At 59.7% G+C, this 18,688-nt stretch carries 18 protein-coding genes and 4 tRNA genes; 10 read left to right on the top strand and 12 right to left on the bottom strand.

Translation table 11 applies throughout. The features are described from left to right. Nucleotides 1-18: 18 nt before the first annotated feature. From sugE to rdgC, 3 genes are all read right to left on the bottom strand, one after another. Nucleotides 19-333: a quaternary ammonium compound efflux SMR transporter SugE gene (sugE, locus tag PSJE_RS06000; protein WP_007977599.1), complete on the bottom strand. Its 315-nt coding sequence runs from the start codon at nt 331-333 to the stop codon at nt 19-21. A gap of 118 nt (nt 334-451) precedes the next feature. Further along, nucleotides 452-1,417 carry a bile acid:sodium symporter family protein gene (locus tag PSJE_RS06005; RefSeq protein WP_090453942.1) on the bottom strand — a complete coding sequence of 322 codons (966 nt, stop codon included), beginning with the start codon at nt 1,415-1,417 and terminating at the stop codon, nt 452-454. A gap of 138 nt (nt 1,418-1,555) precedes the next feature. After that, nucleotides 1,556-2,476 (bottom strand): recombination-associated protein RdgC, encoded by a 921-nt coding sequence (rdgC, locus tag PSJE_RS06010; RefSeq protein ID WP_007969735.1) that lies wholly within the window; start codon nt 2,474-2,476, stop codon nt 1,556-1,558. Between the two features lie 159 nt (nt 2,477-2,635). Here rdgC and PSJE_RS06015 point away from each other — a divergent pair. The 4 genes from PSJE_RS06015 (at nt 2,636) to PSJE_RS06030 (ending at nt 3,172) form a co-directional block, all read left to right on the top strand. Beyond that, nucleotides 2,636-2,711, top strand: a tRNA-Val gene (locus tag PSJE_RS06015). 19 nt (nt 2,712-2,730) lie between these two features. Then, nucleotides 2,731-2,807 (top strand) — tRNA-Asp (locus tag PSJE_RS06020). A 197-nt stretch (nt 2,808-3,004) separates the two neighbouring features. After that, nucleotides 3,005-3,080: transfer RNA gene (locus tag PSJE_RS06025), tRNA-Val, on the top strand. Between the two features lie 15 nt (nt 3,081-3,095). Then, a tRNA-Asp gene (locus tag PSJE_RS06030) sits at nt 3,096-3,172 on the top strand. 185 nt (nt 3,173-3,357) lie between these two features. Here PSJE_RS06030 and PSJE_RS06035 read toward each other — a convergent pair. Together PSJE_RS06035 and PSJE_RS06040 are read right to left on the bottom strand one after the other, a co-directional pair. Beyond that, nucleotides 3,358-4,494 (bottom strand): catalase family protein, encoded by a 1,137-nt coding sequence (locus PSJE_RS06035; protein ID WP_090453944.1) that lies wholly within the window; start codon nt 4,492-4,494, stop codon nt 3,358-3,360. 28 nt (nt 4,495-4,522) lie between these two features. Further along, complete coding sequence (locus PSJE_RS06040; RefSeq protein ID WP_090453946.1) at nt 4,523-6,325, bottom strand: di-heme-cytochrome C peroxidase; 1,803 nt, start codon at nt 6,323-6,325, stop codon at nt 4,523-4,525. A 270-nt stretch (nt 6,326-6,595) separates the two neighbouring features. On the opposite strand from PSJE_RS06040, the gene bamJ reads away from it, so the two are divergent. The 5 genes from bamJ (at nt 6,596) to PSJE_RS06065 (ending at nt 9,292) form a co-directional block, all read left to right on the top strand. Further along, nucleotides 6,596-7,312 (top strand): BamJ family beta-barrel-assembly machinery protein, encoded by a 717-nt coding sequence (gene bamJ, locus PSJE_RS06045; protein WP_090453947.1) that lies wholly within the window; start codon nt 6,596-6,598, stop codon nt 7,310-7,312. A 292-nt stretch (nt 7,313-7,604) separates the two neighbouring features. Then, entirely contained in the window at nt 7,605-8,060 is a 456-nt protein-coding gene (locus PSJE_RS06050; RefSeq protein ID WP_057715782.1) for a YkvA family protein, read from the top strand. 114 nt (nt 8,061-8,174) lie between these two features. Continuing rightward, on the top strand, nt 8,175-8,516 hold the full coding sequence (locus PSJE_RS06055) for a helix-turn-helix domain-containing protein (protein ID WP_007974980.1): 342 nt from the start codon (nt 8,175-8,177) through the stop codon (nt 8,514-8,516). Beyond that, on the top strand, nt 8,513-8,884 hold the full coding sequence (locus PSJE_RS06060) for a hypothetical protein (RefSeq protein WP_007898892.1): 372 nt from the start codon (nt 8,513-8,515) through the stop codon (nt 8,882-8,884). Before PSJE_RS06055 ends, PSJE_RS06060 begins: the two co-directional genes overlap by 4 nt. Beyond that, the gene (locus PSJE_RS06065) at nt 8,885-9,292 is read left to right on the top strand and encodes an SEL1-like repeat protein (RefSeq protein WP_057715781.1); all 408 of its coding nucleotides are present in this window, start codon (nt 8,885-8,887) and stop codon (nt 9,290-9,292) included. 24 nt (nt 9,293-9,316) lie between these two features. Here the strand turns inward: PSJE_RS06065 and PSJE_RS06070 are convergent, their stop codons facing one another. Both PSJE_RS06070 and PSJE_RS06075 read right to left on the bottom strand, forming a co-directional pair. After that, nucleotides 9,317-11,107, bottom strand: a complete 1,791-nt coding sequence (locus PSJE_RS06070; protein ID WP_090453949.1) for a bifunctional diguanylate cyclase/phosphodiesterase — start codon at nt 11,105-11,107, stop codon at nt 9,317-9,319. 145 nt (nt 11,108-11,252) lie between these two features. Then, nucleotides 11,253-13,334, bottom strand: a complete 2,082-nt coding sequence (locus PSJE_RS06075) for a carboxy terminal-processing peptidase (RefSeq protein WP_167362851.1) — start codon at nt 13,332-13,334, stop codon at nt 11,253-11,255. 138 nt (nt 13,335-13,472) lie between these two features. On the opposite strand from PSJE_RS06075, the gene PSJE_RS06080 reads away from it, so the two are divergent. Continuing rightward, nucleotides 13,473-14,435 (top strand): zinc-binding dehydrogenase, encoded by a 963-nt coding sequence (locus PSJE_RS06080; protein WP_090453953.1) that lies wholly within the window; start codon nt 13,473-13,475, stop codon nt 14,433-14,435. Nucleotides 14,436-14,549: 114 nt separating this feature from the next. On the opposite strand, the gene PSJE_RS06085 is transcribed toward PSJE_RS06080, so the two are convergent. From PSJE_RS06085 to PSJE_RS06105, 5 genes are read right to left on the bottom strand one after another with little or no spacing between them, the layout of a single operon-like run. Then, nucleotides 14,550-15,203 carry an HAD family hydrolase gene (locus PSJE_RS06085; protein ID WP_090453955.1) on the bottom strand — a complete coding sequence of 218 codons (654 nt, stop codon included), beginning with the start codon at nt 15,201-15,203 and terminating at the stop codon, nt 14,550-14,552. 34 nt (nt 15,204-15,237) lie between these two features. Continuing rightward, nucleotides 15,238-16,227, bottom strand: coding sequence for an ABC transporter ATP-binding protein (locus tag PSJE_RS06090; RefSeq protein ID WP_057715776.1), 990 nt, complete (start codon nt 16,225-16,227; stop codon nt 15,238-15,240). After that, on the bottom strand, nt 16,224-17,024 hold the full coding sequence (locus PSJE_RS06095; protein ID WP_090453956.1) for an ABC transporter permease: 801 nt from the start codon (nt 17,022-17,024) through the stop codon (nt 16,224-16,226). Before PSJE_RS06095 ends, PSJE_RS06090 begins: the two co-directional genes overlap by 4 nt. Next, nucleotides 17,011-17,847, bottom strand: coding sequence for an ABC transporter permease (locus tag PSJE_RS06100; protein ID WP_167362884.1), 837 nt, complete (start codon nt 17,845-17,847; stop codon nt 17,011-17,013). The genes PSJE_RS06095 and PSJE_RS06100 overlap by 14 nt, the downstream gene beginning before the upstream one ends. A 5-nt stretch (nt 17,848-17,852) precedes the next feature. Then, complete coding sequence (locus tag PSJE_RS06105) at nt 17,853-18,659, bottom strand: alkaline phosphatase family protein (protein ID WP_057715773.1); 807 nt, start codon at nt 18,657-18,659, stop codon at nt 17,853-17,855. Nucleotides 18,660-18,688 lie beyond the last annotated feature (29 nt).

Here is an 18,688-nt window from a genome sequence, read left to right on the forward strand (position 1 = left end):
GCGATGGCGGTCTGAAAGTTAAGCGCTGACCTTCAGGCCAACCAACCCGGAAATGATCAACGCCACACTCGCCAACCGCACCAGCGCCATGGACTCGCCAAACAGAATGATCCCGGCGATCACCGTGCCTACGGCGCCGACACCGGTCCAGATCGCATAGGCCGTACCCAGCGGCAATTCCTTCATCGCAAGGCCGAGCAAACCAAGGCTGATAGCCATGGCCGCAACGGTCAACACAGTGGGGAGCGGGCGGGTGAAGCCGTCGGTGTATTTGAGGCCGACGGCCCAGCCCACTTCGAACAGGCCGGCGAAAAACAGAATGATCCAGGACATGAAGACCTCCATCGTCTGACGGGGTCGTCCCCTGATTAATGACTCGATCGAGCCGCGAGGTCGTCCTCGCGTTGCGCAATATAGTGCCCAGCATTAACCCGGGGATCAAGTTTTCAACTCAGTTACTGGCCTGTTGCGCCGCCATTTCCCGATCCTGTTTCTCGCTCATGCGGCGGAAATACGTCGAAAGCAATGCCCCGGAAATGTTGTGCCACACGCTGAACAAGGCGCTCGGCACCGCCGCCAGTGGCGAGAAGTGTGCACTCGCCAATGCGGCACCCAATCCGGAGTTCTGCATGCCGACTTCCAGGGCCAGGGACTTGCGCTGGGCCAGAGGCAGCTTGAACAGGCGCCCGGTGAAGTAGCCCAGCAGGTAGCCGAAGCTGTTGTGCAGCATGACCACGGCCATGATCAACAGACCGGACTCTGCGATCTTCGCCTGGCTGGCGGCGACGACTGCGGTGACGATGATCACGATGCTGACCACCGACACCAGCGGCAACACGTCCACGGCATGGCGAACCTTGTCGCCGAGCACCCGTTGGGCAACCACGCCCAGCACGATCGGCAACAGCACCACTTGCAGGATCGACCAGAACAACTCCATGAACGACACCGGCAACCAGGCCGAGGCCAGCAGCCAGATCAGGGCTGGGGTCAGCAGCGGGGCGAGAAGGGTGGTGACGGCGGCGATGGCCACCGACAGCGCCAGGTCGCCACGGGCCAGCCAGGTCATCACGTTCGACGAGGTGCCGCTTGGGCAGCAGCCGACCAGAATCACGCCGACGGCGATTTCCGGCGGCAAGTGGAACATCTGGCAGAGCAACCACGCCACGCCCGGCATGATCACGAAATGCGCAACCACGCCCAGGGCCACGCGCCAAGGATGGCGAGCGACTTCGGCGAAGTCTTCGAGTTTGAGGGTCAGGCCCATGCCGAACATCACCAGCCCCAGCAAGGGCACGATGGCGCCTTTTAGGCCGATGAACCATGTCGGCTGCAGAAACGCCACGACAGCGAAAATCAGTACCCAGTAAGCGAAGGTGTTGCCGACAAAACGACTTAATGCAGCCAGTGCGCGCATGGCCTGATCCTTATTTTAAGTGACTCTACAACCCCCCCCTGTAGGAGCGAGCTCGCTCGCGATGGTGTGTCAGACAAAGAGGGGCTACTGACACTCCAGCGCGAGCGAGCTCGCTCCTACATTAGAGATCAAAAGGCGTTAGATCCCCTGAGGAGTCTCTTCGCCACCCAGCGCTTCAACCAACGCCGGCAGGAAATCGCCGAAGGTCAGCATCATCAGGGTGAAGCTGGCGTCCAGTTGGCCCAGGGCTTCGTCGCCGCCGTCCTGTTCCGCCTGGTCTTGCAGCAGGTCTTCGAACTTCAGGCGCTTGACCACCATTTTGTCGTCGAGGACGAAGGACAGTTTGTCCTGCCAGGCCAGGGACAGTTGAGTGACCACTTTGCCGGTGCTCAGGTGCAGCTGGATTTCTTCGCTGGTCAGGTCCTGGCGCTTGCAACGCACGATGCCGCCGTCTTCGTGAGTGTCGCGCAGTTCGCACTCGTCCAGCACAAAGAAGTCGTCCGCGGCTTTCTGAGTGGTGACCCACTCGGTCATGGTCGCGGTCGGGGACATCTTCACGGTCAGCGGGCGCACCGGCAGGGTGCCGATCACTTCGCGCAGGGTCGACAGCAAGTCTTCGGCGCGTTTCGGGCTGGCCGAGTTGACCAGGATCAGGCCCTGTTTCGGCGCGATGGCGGCGAAGGTCGACGAGCGGCGGATAAAGGCGCGGGGCAGGAAGGCCTGGATGATTTCATCCTTGATCTGATCGCGCTCCTTCTTATAGACCTTGCGCATTTGCTCGGCTTCGATCTCTTCGACCTTTTCCTTGACGGCGTCACGCACGACGCTGCCCGGCAAAATACGTTCTTCCTTGCGTGCGGACACCAGCAGGAAGTCACCGCTGACGTGTACCAGTGGTGCATCTTCGCCTTTGCCGAATGGCGCGACGAAACCGTAGGTGGTCAACTCCTGGCTTGCACATGGGCGCGCCAGTTTGGTGGCCAGTGCAGTTTCCAACGCCTCGGCATCAACAGGCAGATCTTGGGTCAGGCGATAGATAAGCAGGTTTTTGAACCACATGGGGTGAGTCTCTCCTTTATACAAAGGGGGGCATTATTGTCTTCGCCGTGCCATAGGCCAACCTTTCTCTAAGCCTTTGGAAGGGCTGAGAAAATTATTTTAAAAAGTGCTTGCCAGAGGTTGGGTCGCTCCGTAGAATGCGCGCCACACCGAAGCGAAGGGTGATTAGCTCAGCTGGGAGAGCGTCTGCCTTACAAGCAGAATGTCGGCGGTTCGATCCCGTCATCACCCACCATTCGTTTTCAGTGTTACGCGCAGCGGTAGTTCAGTCGGTTAGAATACCGGCCTGTCACGCCGGGGGTCGCGGGTTCGAGTCCCGTCCGCTGCGCCATATTCGGTAACCTGGAACACTGAACGCCAGGTCACCACGAAAAGCCCGCTAACGCGGGTTTTTTTCTGTTCCAAGTTTGTATGTTGTTCCTGCAGGTTGCATCGTTTCACCGGTTTTTAGATTTTTTTGAAAAAACTTCAAATAAATCAACACTTTATAAAAACCTGTGGCATAATGTGCCCCGCAACGAAGGTAAAGGGTGATTAGCTCAGCTGGGAGAGCGTCTGCCTTACAAGCAGAATGTCGGCGGTTCGATCCCGTCATCACCCACCACTTTCAACGCTACGCGCAGCGGTAGTTCAGTCGGTTAGAATACCGGCCTGTCACGCCGGGGGTCGCGGGTTCGAGTCCCGTCCGCTGCGCCATATTCGGTAACCTGGAACACTGAACGCCAGGTCACCACAGAAAGCCCGCCTTGTGCGGGCTTTTTGCTGTCCGGGATTTGGCTTTCCTCGCTCCCCGTAGGAGCGAGCTCGCTCGCGATGCTCGTTAACGATAACGCGTAGATTAGCCAGCGGCGCCCATGGGTTTTTCGCGAGCAAGCTCGCTCCTACAGTCCGGCGTTACGGCTGTGCCGGTAGTCGCTGACGGCTTCATACACGGCCTTGCGCAGGCGATTGATCCCGCCAATCGGTCGGTGCGCCTCGACGCCGAACCAGGGATTGAACGACTGGTTGTCGCATTGCAGGTTCAGCGCCGGTGTATCGAAGTCCTGCGCCGGAACCTTGATCCGCGCCACCGTCTCGAAGGGCGCATCGCTCTCGCGCCACTCAATGCTGGTGTCTTCAATCGGCATGTACCTGTTGGCGTCCTGTCGCTGGATTTGCAAGGCGAAACACGCAGGCACCCGGTCGGTCGACAGCTGTTGGTTCAGCGCATTGCGCAGAAAGTTTGGCAGCTTGCGATTCTGTTCCGGCAGGTTGTAGGTCGGGCAGCTATCGGGATCGGGCATGACCCGGAACTTCGCATTGGCTTCACCGAATTTGTAGGGGGAAACCGAAAAGTACGTCGTCTGGGTCGGGCTCGACGGGGCAGGGGCCAGTGTCGCCAGGGCAATGAACAGGTGGCGAACCTGCCAGGTGCGAGGATCCCGGCCGGGGAAGAAGGCCATCATCTTTTTACCGTCGGCCTGGGCGGCGATGTTCTGACGGTATTCGGCGACATTACTGACAAAGAAGTTCGGGTGGTTGAACATCACAAAGTCCTGTTCGCCTCGGCCCTGCCGGTCGCTCAACAGTTGCTTGCCCGGCACATCGAACAGTTTGATCGCCATGCCCCGGGCGTCGCGGATGCTGTCGAACTGCGGGTAGGCATTGCCGTTGGACAGGCGCATTGTCGCTTGCCAGGTTTTGCCCGGCTCGCTGAACACACCCTGGCGCAGTTCGCCTGGCAGTTCCGGCAGCACCTGAACCTCGGCCTTCACACAGCCATGGGCCTTGGCATGGGCGTCGCGCAGGTAGCGGGTGCTTTCACGGTGCTGATCGACGATGCGCACGGCGGTCTGGATGATGTCCTGGGTCATCGCCGCTTCGTCGTCCGCAATCAACTCCTGCGCCGAGACTGGCCCGCGATGCTGCCAGGCAAACCAGGCGCTGGCCAGGGCCCAGCCCAGCACGCCGAGGACCAGTGACCACAGCAACAGCCTGGCGAGGAAGGCGCCCAGGCGCAGCCAGAGCGTTATCAGCATGGGAACGTTCTCCTGACTGAGACAGTGGTCATGGCAATTGCGCCTCCAGCGGGCCGCCCAGCACTTTCAGATACTCCAGCAATGCCCAGCGTTCTTGCGGTTGCAACCCGCGGCCGATCACGCCATTGCCGAGTTTGCCGGCACGGAATTCATGGCCACTGTTGTGGTTGCCGGTGATACGCGTGTCGAACAGGAAGCCATTGGCAAAGGCTTCGGTGCGGTAACCGAGGTGTCTCGGGTCGTATTCGAAAGTGCCTTTATAGAACGTGGTCGCACGCTCATCCTGAGGCGACAGCAGCTGATAAATACTCGGTACCGAACCGTTGTGCAGAAACGGTGGTGTCGCCCATACACCCGCCAATGGCCTGGCCTTGTACGAACGCAATTCGCGCACTCCGATTGGCAGACCGAAACCGTCCATTTCAGGGCGCTCGGCAGGGGTGACATTGGCGTCTTGATACGCGCGGCCCTGGACATAGGCGGTGACATAGGCCAGTCCCTTGGCCACGGACATCTTGCTCAGGTCCAGAGGCTCGTCGGGTTTTGGCTCGACATCGAGTTTTTCCAGTTCGGCCTGCTTCCATTGCAGCGCTGTCAGGTCGAAGCGGTGGTCGGCGATGTTGTTGGCCGCGCCGGGGTCGGTGCCGATGTAATCCACCGGGAGCATTTTCAGGTGCTGGACGTATCGTCCCTCGCCCTGGGTGGTGCGCGGTACATGGCAACCCGCGCAGTTTTCGGCGAACAAGGCGCGCCCCTGGGCTGCCAGAGGCTTGTCGACCGCGCCCAACAGATCTTCCGGCCAGGCCGGAGGCGAGAGTCGTTGCAGGGTTTCTTCGATCAGGTGCAGATCGCGCACGCGGACACTGGACGGATAGCGGGCATCGCCCATCAGCGGCTGGCCGTTCTTGTCGAAGAAGTTCAGCGTGGCGCCGACGCCCAACGCCTCGCCGATGTTGCGGGCCATGGGTTGTTTCGCCGAACCATTCCACTGCACCCATTCGAACGTCCACATGTCCCACAGCTGTGGATAATCGACCGGGGCATTGGCCACGCGGTAGTTGTCGGGGGAAATCGCATCACCGAAGCTGGCGTTGGCGATGCGCCCGAAGGCGTCTGTGCGACCCGGGCCTTCCTCGGTCGGATAGAGCCCGCGATGGGTGTCGTTCCAGGCCACTTTGAGGAATGTATCCAGTGAAGATTTGAAATCTTTGCGCAACTGTTGGTGGCGCGTCTCGTAGTCCTGGCCAAGCACGTTGCGTGCGAAGCGCTCGAATTTCCACGGGTTGTAGTAAGTGGAGGCGAGGCTGGCCACCAGGGCCTGTCCGAAACTGCCGCCTTTGAGCGTAGGAACACTGGACGGCAGCACATGTTGCGCCGAGCCGCCGTCGATACGCAGGGCTTGACCCTTGAAACGCAGTTCACCGGTGTGGCAGGCCGCGCAGGTGATATCCAGAAACACATCCGGGCTCCCCGCGTTCTGGTGCCGGGTAAAGCCTGCCGGGAGGTTGCCGGGGTTGTTCGGTGTTGGTGCCTGGCCGGGGTCCACCAGGAAACCGAAGCGGGCGAGGTATTCGGGGGTGGCGAAGCGTTGTTGCGAGAAGGGCAGTTCGAGGGCAGTGAACCAGTCATAGCGCAAGCCTTTGACCTGAGTGCCCTGGGGCGTGAAGTAATAAGTATCTCGATCGGCGGCGCTCCATTGCTCCAGGTAATGCACCTGTTGTGCGGGCGACCAGGCCGGCAATTTCGGGTTGGCGACGTAATAAAGAACCACGGCGATGACCAGCCCGAGCAGTAGTGCGATGAGAATCAGCAAGCGAAAGAAGAGGTGCAAAATAAACGTCCTTGTCGAATGATCATGCCGTTATGCCCGAGCACTCAGGGTGGGGCAAGAGGCCATTACGCCAGATATTGTAGGTTCAGGAATCAGCCTGCGTCGGAACAAGATGAAAGAAGCTTCATCGACAGGAATTGTGAAATGCGTTTAAACACCTGAACTTATCAATTGTTTCCGGCTCTCATGCCGGTAGCCATTGGTCGTGGCGGCCTGATAAGCTCGCGGCTTTACTCGATTGCCCTTTAGGCGCATGAACAAGGAAATAGCATGAAACAGCATCGGTTGGCGGCGGCGGTAGCCCTGGTTGGCCTGGTACTCGCGGGTTGTGATTCGCAGACCAGCGTAGAGCTGAAAACTCCGGCGCAAAAAGCTTCCTACGGCATTGGCCTGAACATGGGCAAGAGCCTGGCTCAGGAAGGCATGGATGACCTGGATTCCAAGGCTGTAGCCCAGGGCATCGAAGACGCCGTCGGCAAGAAAGAGCAGAAGCTCAAAGACGAAGAACTGGTCGAGGCGTTCGCCGCACTGCAAAAGCGTGCCGAAGAGCGCATGGCCAAGATGAGCGAAGAGTCGGCGGCTGCCGGCAAGAAATTCCTCGAAGACAACGCCAAGAAAGCTGGCGTGACCACCACCGCTTCGGGCTTGCAGTACGAAGTCGTGCAGAAAGCCGATGGTCCTCAGCCAAAGCCGACTGACGTAGTGACCGTTCACTACACCGGCAAGCTGACCAATGGCACCGTATTCGACAGCTCCGTCGAGCGCGGCAGCCCGATTGATCTGCCGGTCAGCGGTGTGATCCCGGGTTGGGTCGAAGGCCTGCAACTGATGCACGTTGGCGAGAAGTACAAGCTGTACATCCCTGCTGACCTGGCTTACGGTGCTCAAAGCCCAAGCCCGGCGATTCCAGCCAACTCGGTGCTGGTATTCGACCTGGAACTGCTGGCCATCAAGGATCCGGCAAAAGAAGACGCCGCTGCCAAGTAACCAGCGCCTGCTTCGATAACAACGCCTCGCTCATGCGGGGCGTTGTTGCATCTGGCGTTCGGTACGGGTAAACAAAACGAACAGACGCTCTAGGCTGGAGTCTTAGGCATAGTAGTGTTGGCGGTAGACGCACAAGGCCGCCAAGTCAATGAAATTATGGGTTTTTTTTGATGAGTAAAAAACGCCCGATCTGAACGCGGGCCTTGTAAAACGGGGCTTACAGCGATGAAAAGCAGCTCTGTTCACAAGGTTATCCACAATTTGTGTGGATAACATTTCAACGGGAGGAATGATGAAAACGCCTTGGAGTTTCGCTCGTTTCCTGCCGCTGGCCGGACGTCTGCTGGCACGCGGTCGATTGCCGACCCTGTTGTTCGCGGTCGCCAGTAAAGGCGCAAGCCAGGGTAATCGATTGGGCAAGATCAAGGACGACTTGAAGCTGTTGCAGGCACTCTGCCTGGCCTACTGGCGTGGTGAGTATCGCGCCATCAGCCCCAAGGCGCTGGTTTCGGTTGTCGCGGGCCTGATGTATTTCCTCAGTCCGGTGGATGCGATCCTGGATTTCATTCCAGTATTTGGCATGCTCGATGACATCGCGGTACTGGCATGGCTGATGAAAGTGCTCGACGACGAGCTCAATGCCTTCCGCGCCTGGCGCAAACGGCAGGTGCCCGAGAAGCTCGCGGTGGTTGAGCGTCTGCCTGATACCCCCGAACAACTTCAACTTCAAGGCCCGAAAAAACACTGATTCGATTTTGACGAGTTCATAGATTGATGCCCCCCGCGACCTTGGCCGCTGTTAGGATTACACTTCTAGGGAAAAGTGCCGACTCGCTAAGTGTTGTTGTCCTACGGGGTAGTGATGGATATTCAGATAATTACACGCGAAGGCGAGCCCGAATATGCGGTTCTGCCATGGGCTCAGTATCAGGCGTTATTGAAAGCAGCGGGCATCAAAGAGCAAGCGTCGCCTCAAGCCACGAAGCCTCAGGCGGCGACACCAGACGCGATACTTCCGGGTCTGGATCAACTACGCAGTTTGCGCGAGGGGAAGGGCATCGCCATCGAGGCGTTGGCCCGCACGGTAGGCATCAGCCCGTCTTACCTGGCCATGATCGAAAGTGGCGAGCGTCTGCCCGACGCCGCGATTCGCCGTAGCCTGGCCTGGGAATTGACGGTGCCAGGGTGGAGGGATGAATCGTGAGCGTACGCATCAGTCGTCAACATTGGGACGGATTGCTCGGCGAACTGGATCAGGCGCGTCGCCAGCGCCATCTGTTGACGTACCGGGCATTGCTGGAGCGTTTGCAGCTGCCGACCCCGGCCATGCAGACCCTAACGGCGGCCCTTGAGCATCTGGCGGCTTTGGACGCCAGGGCGGAGCAGCCATTGCGCAGTTCACTGGTGATCAGTCAGGGCGCCAGCCGCTTGCCGCGCACTGGATTCTTTGAATGTGTCGAGCGTCTCGGGCGTTTTTCCGGGCCGTCGGACGGCGTTGCCGCCGCATCCTGGCATGCTTCGGAAGTGGTGCGGGTATTCGAGTACGAATACCCGGAATCGGCCGAGGCCTGAGTGTTTTTACAACTCAAGGCGCGGGCTGGTTACTGGCTCGCGCGCCGATTGTTTCACTGGTCATGGTTTGTCCGTCAGCCACGTGGCTGGCGCTGGCTCGAAGGCCAGTTCGCACGCATGGCCAACTTGGGCGATGTCGGCGCCCAGAGCTTCTATGGGCACATCCTGGCGTTTCGCGGCGTCGGCCTCGGTGCTCGTGAGGAGGGCGTGCGTTTGTTGCGCCTGGCGGCGTTGGCGGGCGATGGCAAGGCGGCGTATCAGGTGGGCGTCATCACACTGGCCGGGACGGCGAGCAAGGCTCCGGATCCGGTCGAAGCGGCGCGATTCTGGGAGATGGCGGCGAAGGCCGGGCATCCATTGGCGCCGATCAAGCTCGAAGAGCTGAAGTCTTCCTCGGCGCCTCGTTGATGGGAGTGAAGCCGGAAAGCGCCCTTATCGATGCCCGGAAACGAGCAGCTCTTCAACAGTCGAAACCACCCGGCTATCAATCACATGCACGCTATAGCCCTGCACATTCTTCGCATGGTGCTTGGCCTGTGATGCCATCTCGGCCAACTGGCTCGCATCGAGTTGTCCACAGGCCTGTGGATGCAAATGCACTACGCCGATCGACAGCGACAACAACGCAAACTCCTGGCGCTGCCCCTGGCGATTGGGTGCGATGAAGCAGCCGGCTTCCAGGTGCTCGCTGCGGTAGAAGCGCCGGCACTGGCTCTGGAAGTCGTCGAGCAACTGGTTCAAACGTTTGCGCCAGTCTTCCGGGCCTAGCACCAGCAGGAAATCATCGCCGCCGATGTGGCCGACGAAGTCGCGGGACGGGTCGACGCGATCGTTCAGGCATTGCGCCAGGCACAGCAGGACTTCGTCGCCGCGACCATAGCCGTAGATGTCGTTGAAAGGTTTGAAGCTATCAATGTCCACGTAGCAGATCACCGATTCCCTTCGCTGTTGCAGCAGTCGCGTCAGGCATTGCTGAATCGGCACGTTGCCCGGAAGCAAGGTCAACGGGTTGGCGTAGCGGGCCTGCTGGATCTTCAGTTCCGTGATCAGCTTGAGCACGTCGATCACCCGGCCCAACCCCAGGTAACCGCCGTTGAGGGTAATGATGAAATCTTCTTCGATGCGCTGGCGGGCACGGCTGGTGATCAGGCGGCTGACTTGTTGCAGTGACTGGCTCAGCTCGACGGCGAGGAAGTCATCGTTCATCAGGCGGCTGATGGGCTTGCGGGCGAACAGGTCGGTGGCAAAGGGTTTGAGCAGGGCGTCGGAGAGCGAATGACGATGGACAATGCCGCAGGGTTGACCCTGTTCATCCAGGACTGCCAGCGAGTTCAGGTTGGCCTGGCGGCGAAAGGCTTCGAGCACCGTGGCGGTCGGCGTGTCGCGGTTCACCGCGGGCAGCTCGTTGAGCAGGGCGCTGAGGTCGCTGCCGTCTTCGCTCAGTGCAACGGCGGTGCTGTCCTGTCGGGGCATCAATGTCCGGGCATCCCGTGGCGGGTGTTCCTGGGGGCGGCAGAGCAGATAGCCCTGTACCAGGTCCACGCCCATTTCGGTCAGCACCGTGAGTTCTTCGGGGAGCTCGATACCTTCGGCGATGACTTGCGCCCGCGAGGCCTTGGCGATTTGCAGGATCGAGCCGACGAACTCGCGCTTGAGTGCATCCTGATGAATGCCATCAATGAAATGCCGGTCGATTTTCACGTAATCCGGCCGTAGCTCGGACCACAAGCGCAAACTCGAATAGCCCGCTCCCAGGTCATCCAGCGCAATCGAAAACCCCATCGCCCGATAGTGATGCAGGGCGGTTTGCAGCAGCTGGAAATCGTCCGTCGGCGTCTGTTCCGTGAGCTCGATGACCACCTGGCTTGGCGCAATGCCGAAATCCTGCAGCAATTGCAGGGTGCGCCCCGGTTGATGGGCCGCTTCGAGCAGGGACTCCGGGGACACGTTAAGGAACAACAGGCCAGGCAGTTGTTGCTCATTGAAGCGTCGGCAAGCGCTTTTGCGGCAGGCAATTTCCAGCTCGCTCAGGCGTCCGGCCTGGCGGGCGACGGCGAACAGGGCGACAGGGGAGTGCAGAGGGCTGTTGGAGGGGCCACGACTGAGGGCTTCGTAACCGAGGATGCGTCGTTCAGAGAGGCTGATGATCGGTTGGAACAGACTGTGTAAACCGCTTTGACTCAGGATCGAGCTCAAGGCACTCAGCTGTTCGGTTGTGGTCATGGCGATCTCTGGCAATAAAAAAAGGACCGGGCGTGCCCTTGGTAAAAAGAGCACGCCCGGTCCTTTATTTCACGACAGAATGATGACTGTTTGATGACGCTACCGGGGCGTCAGCATTAAATTGCCATCAGTTGTTTGTACAAACTCAGTGCTTGGCCACTGCCGTGTTGAGTTTCAGGTAGTCCAGCAGAATCCGCCCTGTTTCGCTGAGGTAGGCGTCGTCTTCCGGTTTGGTCTTGTCATCCTCGGCCGCGATGGCGTCCTCGTCTTCTTTCTTCAGCTCTTTGAGCGGCTCTTCGCCCTTGGCCTTGCGACGGATGTTTTCCATGGCCAGCTGTTTGGCTTCGATGTCGGCGTGCTGGGCACGACGCTCGACTTCATTGAGGCTGACGGTTTTCTCGGCCATCAGTTTCTGCGCCAGGGCCAGCTTGTCACGGATGAACACGAACTCCGCATCTTTGGCCGTACGCACGTCATGCTCGGACTGGAGCTGCGAAATGTACGGCTTGAACGGGTCGACCGCAGGCTTGATCGCCGCCTTGATGGTGTCCCATGGCATGGCTTCCGGCAGGGCACTTTCACCGATTTCCTTGGTGTCGATGATCGACGGGTAATCGATGTCCGGCAAGACGCCCTGATGCTGGGTGCTCTGCCCGGAAACCCGGTAGAACTTGGCCAGGGTCAGTTTCAGCTCGCCATGATTGAGCGGCTGAATGGTTTGCACGGTGCCTTTGCCGAAGGTCTGGCCGCCGATGATCAGCGCGCGGTGGTAGTCCTGCATGGCGCCGGCAAAAATCTCCGAAGCCGAGGCGGACAGGCGGTTGACGAGCAACGCCATCGGGCCTTTGTAGAACGCGCCCGGATTTTCATCCTCCAGGACATCGACCCGGCCATCGGCGTTACGCACGAGCACGGTCGGGCCTTTGTCGATGAACAGGCTGGTCAGCTCGGTGGCCTCTTGCAAGGAGCCGCCGCCGTTGTTGCGCAGGTCGATGACCACGCCGTCGACTTTCTCTTTCTGCAATTCGGTCAGCAGTTTCTTGACGTCGCGGGTGGTGCTCTTGTAATCCGGATCGCCGGCACGGAAGGCCTTGAAGTCCAGATAGAACGCCGGGATCTCGATGACGCCGAGCTTGTAGTCCTTGCCGTCCTGCTTCAGATTCAAGACCGACTTTTTCACGGCCTGATCTTCGAGTTTCACCGCTTCACGGGTGATCGGCACGATCTTGGTGGTCTGGTCGTTCGGCGCATTGCTGGCCGGGATAACTTCCAGGCGCACCACGGTGCCCTTCGGACCACGGATCAGCTTGACCACTTCGTCCAGGCGCCAGCCCACGACGTCGACCATTTCCTTGTTGCCCTGGGCAACGCCGATGATCTTGTCGGCCGGTGCAACCTGCTTGGTCTTGTCCGCCGGACCTGCCGGCACCAGGCGCACGACTTTCACCTGGTCGTTATCGCTTTGCAACACGGCACCGATGCCCTCGAGGGACAGGCTCATGTTGATGTCGAAGTTCTCCGCGTTATCCGGCGACAGATAGTTGGTGTGCGGGTCGTAGGACATGGCGAAGGTGTTGATGTACGCCTGGAAGATGTCTTCCGCGCGGGTCTGGTCCAGGCGCGCCAGCTGGTTCTTGTAGCGCTTGGTCAGGGTTTCCTGGATCTGCTTGGAATCCTTGCCGGCGATCTTCTGACGCAGGACTTCGTCCTTGACGCGTTTGCGCCACAGGTCGTCGAGTTCTGCGGTGGATTTGAGCCAAGGGGCGTCCTTGCGGTCGATCAGCAAGGTTTCCTTGGTGGTGAAGTCGATCTTGTCGACGCCTTTGTTCAGCTCGGCAATAGCGAAGTCCAGACGCGCCTTGACGCGGTCCAGGTAGCGCTTGTAGATGGTGAACCCGGCGTTCAGGTCGCCGCTCTTGAGGAAATCGTCGAACTGCGTCTTCCACTTGTCGAATTCGGCAATGTCGCTGGCCATGAAGTAGCTGCGCGACGGATCCAGCAGCTTGAGGTAGCTGTCGTAGATGATTACCGAGCGTGCGTCATCGAGCGGCGGCTTGCTGTAGTGGTGACGCTTGAGCAACTCCACGACGTTCAGACTGGCGATCACTTCGTCACGATCGGGTTGAAGCTTGTCCCAGCTATTGGCTGCGAATGTATTGCTCGACATCGGCAGCAAGCCGATACCGATGAATAAAGCGAGGGCAGTGCTGGGGAACAGATGCTTCATGCTGATTCGACGCGGGGACAATTGATAACGCATATTAGGCCGTCTTTGAAGTCGCCGGTTCTTTGGGAGCCGGTCGCATAATGCAAAAAACCCGACGCTATAGCTTCGGGCTCAGTCCAGACTCACTATGGAGGCACTGTGAAAGCATTGCAAGGCGTTGACGGTCAAGTGGTATGGGTTGATGAGCCGAGTCCTGCATGCGATGTAGGACAAGTTCGTATACGAGTGGCGGCAGCGGGCCTCAATCGTGCCGATTTGTTGCAGAAGGCCGGCCTTTACCCGCCCCCGCCAGGGGCCAGTCAAGTGCTCGGTCTAGAGTGCTCGGGGGTCATCAGCGAGGTGGGCGCCGGGTCCTCCTGGCAGGTTGGCGATCGGGTTTGCGCCTTGCTGGCCGGGGGCGGGATGGCCGAAGAGGTGGTTGTCGACGGGCGGCATGTGCTGCCGGTTCCCAATGGAATGTCACTGTTCGAAGCGGCTGCATTGCCCGAAGTTTATGCAACAGTCTGGCTGAATTTGTTTCAACTGGCTGCGCTCAAACCGGGTCAGAAAGTTCTTCTGCATGCCGGGGCAAGTGGAATCGGTTCAGCTGCCATTCAGCTGTGCAAAGCCTTCGGTAACCCGTGCTGGGTCAGCGTCGGCTCCGCAGAGCGATTGGCGTACTGCGAAGCGCTGGGCGCCCAGGGCGGCGTGGTGCGTAATGGCGATCTGGAGAGTCTGCGGGATCTGGGGCCGTTCGATGTGATTCTCGATCCGGTGGGCGGCAATTACGCGGCCCTGAACCTCAAGCTGCTGGCGCAGGATGGCCGCTGGGTGTTGATCGGTCTGATGGGCGGCCGCGAGGCCAAGCTGGATCTGGCCCAGGTGCTGGCAAAGCGTGTGCAGTTGCTGGGTTCGACTTTGCGCAGTCGCGACGATCAGTTCAAGGCCGATCTGTTCAGTGATTTGGGCCAGCATGTGTGGCCGTTGTTTGCCGAGGGGCGCTTGAGCCCGCAACTGGCCGGGACATTCCCGATCAAGGATGCCGAGGCGGCGTTTGCCGAGTTGGCGAGTAATACCGTGGCGGGGAAAGTGGTGCTGGTGATTGACGAAAGCCTCACCTGACAACACAAAAAACTGTGGGAGCGAGCTTGCTCGCGATGGCGGCCTGTCTGTCGGCATTAACGTTGACTGACACACTGCTATCGCGAGCAAGCTCGCTCCCACAGGGGATCCGGGTTACTTCCAGATATGGATCGGCCAGCCAGCCTTTTCAGCCTGCTCGCGCAACACCGGATCCGGGTTGACCACGTGGGGGAAATCCACCTTCAGCAACAGCGGCAGGTCATTGCGGGAGTCGGAATAGAAACTCGCGCCTTCGAGGTTTTCCTCCTCTGCATCCAGCCACTCCAGCAAGCGGGTGATCTTGCCTTCGCGGTAGGTCAGGGTGCCAACGGTGTGGCCGGTGTAGACGCCATGGGCCACTTCCAGTTCGATGCCCAGAATCTCGTCGATGCCCAGGCGCTCGGCGATGGGACCGACCAGGTGGGTGCCCGAGGCCGAGATCACCAGGATCCGGTCGCCGGCCTTGCGATGCGCGGCGATGGCTTTGGTGGCATCGCTGAAAATGATCGGCTCGATGAAGTCCTCTACCCACGGACCAACCAGGTGCGCGACTTCTTCAGGCGTACGACCAATCAACGGTTCCAGGCTGAAGGTCATGTAATCCTCCATGGCCAGATGGCCCCTGCCGTAGGCATCCATCAACTCCTTGTCGCGACGCAGGAACGACTCGCCATCGACCCAGCCGAGGCGGACCATTTGCTCGCTCCACAGTGAGGCGCAGTCGCCGTGGATCAGGGTTTCGTCCAGATCAAAAATTGCCAGGGCCATCAGTGCAGTTCTCTCTTCAGCGTCAGCAAAGGCATCAGGCTACCTCACACAGGGCCGTCGGATCGATGGAAAGCGCCAGGCGCTGACCATCGGGATGCAGGTCGGCCGCCGAGCGGTTCAGCACATCCACCACCAATTCCACGCCCCGGGCTTCGACCCGGTAGCGAATCACGTTGCCCAGCAGGCTGTGGCTGCGCACTTGCGCGTCCAGTTCACCGTCGAGGCTCAGTTCGATGGCTTCCGGGCGAATCGCAATGCGCTTGTTGATCGGTCGCTGCAACAGCTTCGAGGCGCTGTCGGCGTCCAGCAGGTTGTAGTTGCCGATGAACCCGGCGGCGAACACATCGACTGGCGCAGTGTAGAGGGTTTCGGCGTCGCCACTTTGTACGATCTTTCCCTGATTCATCAGGAAAATCCGGTCAGACATGGTCAGGGCTTCTTCCTGATCGTGTGTGACGAAAATCGTGGTCAAGCCCAGTTCGCGCTGGATCTGACGGATCTGTTCGCGCAGGTGCTTGCGAATCCGCGCGTCCAGGGCCGATAACGGTTCGTCCAGCAACAACAGGCGTGGCCGGGTCACCAGGGAGCGGGCGAGGGCCACGCGCTGGCACTGACCGCCCGACAGTTGATGCGGGTAACGCGCGGCAAAGTCATTGAGTTCCACCAGTTTGAGCACTTCTGCGACGCGTTTGCGGCTGTCATCGGCATTGACCTTTTGCATGCGCAGGCCGAAGGCGACGTTTTGCTCCACGGTCATGTTGGGGAACAGCGCATAGCTTTGGAACACCATGCCGATCCCGCGCTTCTGCGGGCTCACCGGCACGATATCGGCACCATCGAGCAGGATTTTGCCGCCATCCACCGAAGTCAGGCCGGCGATGCAGCGCAGCAGGGTGGATTTGCCGCAACCGGACGGACCGAGCAGGGTGACGAATTCACCTTTCTGGATTTCGCAATTGATGTCGCTGAACACCGTGGTGCCGGCGAAGCTTTTCTGAAGATGTTGGACGCTGACATAGCTCATTCGCTTTTGTCCCTGTTCAAGATATTGGCAATCCAGGTCAGAACCAGCACAAAGAAGAAGTAGGAAATCACCAGCGCACTGGTGAAATGACCGCTGCTGTTGCGCATGTTGTTGAGGTAGACCTGCAGGGTTTCGTAGCGGGTACCGACAAGGATGTTGGCGAACACGAACTCACCGAACAGGAACGAGAACGACAGCAGCAACGCCACCATCAGGCCCTTGCGCAAGTTCGGCAGCACCACCAGGAAGGCGGCTTGAAAGGTGCTGGCGCCGAGCAACTGGGCGGCATCCATCAGGTCGCGCAGGTTGATCGCCTGCAGGTTGTTGGTGATCGCCCGGTACATGAACGGCAGCGCCACGGTGAAGTAGCAACCGATCAGGATCCACGGCGTGCCGACCATGGCGAATGGTCCGGAACCATAAAGCTGCAACAGCCCCACCGACGACACCACCGGCGGCACGGCGAAGGGCAGCAGGATCAGGATGTTCATCAGTGCGTCGAGTTTCGGGAAGTGGTAATGCACCACGAACAGCAACGGCAGAATCAGCACTACCGAAAGAATCAGCGAACCGACGCAGACCAGCAGCGACTGCCCGAACGCATTCAGGAAGCGCGGATCGCTCCACAGCTGGATGTACCACTTGAGGGTGAAGCCACTGGGCAGAATGGTCGCCGACCAACTGCTGGAGATCGAATAGATCAGCGTGCCGAGCAGCGGCAACAGCAGGATGGCAAACAGCAGATACACCACGACGCGGTGGTAGACACCGGCGGGCCCCAGTTCAGCGCGAGACATGGTAGCTCCTCTTCAACAGCAACTGATGCGCGATGGTCACCAGGGTCATCAAGGCCACCAGCACCACGGCCAGGGCGCTGGCCAGGTTCGGGTCCAGGGAAATGTCACCGGACACCATCGCCGCGATGCGGATCGGCAGCACGTTGAAGTTGCCGGTGGTCAGGGCGTACACCGTGGCGTAGGCACCGAGGGCGTTTGCCAGCAGGATCACGAAGGTGCCCAGCAGTGCCGGCGTCAAAACAGGCAAGCCGATGTGCCGCCAGTACTGCCAACCGTCGGCGCCGAGCAGCGCAGCGGACTCACGCCAGTCTTCGCGCAGTGCATCGAAGGCCGGATACAGCAGCAGCACGCCGAGGGGAATCTGGAAGTAGGTGTAGAGAATGATCAGCCCGGTTTTCGAGTACAGGTTGAAGTCCTGAATTATTCCGGCCTGCTTGAGCAGGATGGTGAAGCTGCCGTTGAAGCCGAGCAGAATGATGAACGCGAAGGCCAGGGGCACGCCGGCGAAGTTACTGGTCATGTTGGCGAAGGCGTTGACGAAATTGCGCAGTTTCGAGTCCACCCGGCGCAGGGAATAGGCGCCGAGTACCGCGATGACGATCCCGAACACGCTGGACCAGAAACTGATCTCGAGACTGTACTGGATCGCCTGCAAGTAGAACTTCGAATTGAAGATCTTGGTGAAGTTGGCCAGGCCCCAGCCGAACTCTTCCGATTGCAGGCTGTTGATCATCACCCAGGTCAGCGGTGCGATTTCGAACACGATGAAGAACAGCGCAAATGGCACCAGGCACAAGGCCGCGAGCCATTTGCCGCGAGTCATGGAATTCACTTCAGAAGCTCCCGGCACACCGGCTTGTCGTGAGGCACGCCCAGCAGTTCGCAGACGGTGCCGCAAATGTCAGTCTGTTCGGGCGCAGCGCCCGAATCGAAACTGAATGCGTCGCCGAGGACGAACAGCGGTACTTCGCGCTCTTCGGCAAGCAGCCCATTGTGGGAGCGGTCGTTGTTCATGCCGTGGTCGGCGGTGACCAGCACTTGGTAACCGGCATCGAGCCAGCCTTGCAGGTAGTCGGCCAGGATGATGTCGGCCGAGCGGGCACTGTTGCGGTACTGCGGGGTGTCGAGGCCGTGCTTGTGCCCGGCGTCGTCGATGTTCATCGGGTGGATCAGCAGAAAATTCGGTGCATGGCGCAGGCGCAGGTTTTCGGCATCGGCGAACAGGTGCGAATCCGGGTAGTGATCGTTCCAGTAAAAATGCCCATGCTGGATCGGCAGTTGCGGGTCATCGGTGTGACGATCCCGGGCCGCCACGAAGGGCGAACGGTTGTACAGCTCGCTGACCCAGTGATAGGCCGCCGCCGCGGTGACAAGACCTGCGTCAGTGGCGTAGTGATAGATGCTGCGCTGGTTGGACAGGCGCGAGACGTTGTTGTGGACGATGCCGCTGTCGATCGGCGCGACGCCGGTCAGGATGCATTCGTACAGGGGGCGGGACAGGGCCGGCAACTCGCACTGCAGTTTGTAGAGTGCCGCGCGTCCTGCGCCGACGTAGGCCTGCAGGTGCCCCATGGCGTGGCGGGCGACCTCGTAGTTGAGGCCGTCGAGCACGACAAGGATGACGTTGTGCTTCATAGGGGCGATGACTCCGTGAAACAGATGAT

Origin of the sequence: Pseudomonas jessenii (genome assembly GCF_002236115.1) — a bacterium.
Classification (GTDB): Bacteria; Pseudomonadota; Gammaproteobacteria; order Pseudomonadales; family Pseudomonadaceae; genus Aquipseudomonas; species Aquipseudomonas jessenii.

Bases quoted from the DNA above. Each gene is read 5' to 3' on its own strand.
- rdgC (WP_007969735.1), bottom strand. From the start codon at position 2,476: ATGTGGTTCAAAAACCTGCTTATCTATCGCCTGACCCAAGATCTGCCT.
- sugE (WP_007977599.1), bottom strand. From the start codon at position 333: ATGTCCTGGATCATTCTGTTTTTCGCCGGCCTGTTCGAAGTGGGCTGG.
- PSJE_RS06050 (WP_057715782.1), top strand. From the start codon at position 7,605: ATGAAAACGCCTTGGAGTTTCGCTCGTTTCCTGCCGCTGGCCGGACGT.
- PSJE_RS06085 (WP_090453955.1), bottom strand. From the start codon at position 15,203: ATGGCCCTGGCAATTTTTGATCTGGACGAAACCCTGATCCACGGCGAC.
- PSJE_RS06005 (WP_090453942.1), bottom strand. From the start codon at position 1,417: ATGCGCGCACTGGCTGCATTAAGTCGTTTTGTCGGCAACACCTTCGCT.
- PSJE_RS06095 (WP_090453956.1), bottom strand. From the start codon at position 17,024: ATGTCTCGCGCTGAACTGGGGCCCGCCGGTGTCTACCACCGCGTCGTG.
- PSJE_RS06035 (WP_090453944.1), bottom strand. From the start codon at position 4,494: ATGCTGATAACGCTCTGGCTGCGCCTGGGCGCCTTCCTCGCCAGGCTG.
- PSJE_RS06090 (WP_057715776.1), bottom strand. From the start codon at position 16,227: ATGAGCTATGTCAGCGTCCAACATCTTCAGAAAAGCTTCGCCGGCACC.
- PSJE_RS06055 (WP_007974980.1), top strand. From the start codon at position 8,175: ATGGATATTCAGATAATTACACGCGAAGGCGAGCCCGAATATGCGGTT.
- PSJE_RS06100 (WP_167362884.1), bottom strand. From the start codon at position 17,847: ATGACTCGCGGCAAATGGCTCGCGGCCTTGTGCCTGGTGCCATTTGCG.
- PSJE_RS06075 (WP_167362851.1), bottom strand. From the start codon at position 13,334: ATGAAGCATCTGTTCCCCAGCACTGCCCTCGCTTTATTCATCGGTATC.
- PSJE_RS06105 (WP_057715773.1), bottom strand. From the start codon at position 18,659: ATGAAGCACAACGTCATCCTTGTCGTGCTCGACGGCCTCAACTACGAG.
- PSJE_RS06070 (WP_090453949.1), bottom strand. From the start codon at position 11,107: ATGACCACAACCGAACAGCTGAGTGCCTTGAGCTCGATCCTGAGTCAA.
- bamJ (WP_090453947.1), top strand. From the start codon at position 6,596: ATGAAACAGCATCGGTTGGCGGCGGCGGTAGCCCTGGTTGGCCTGGTA.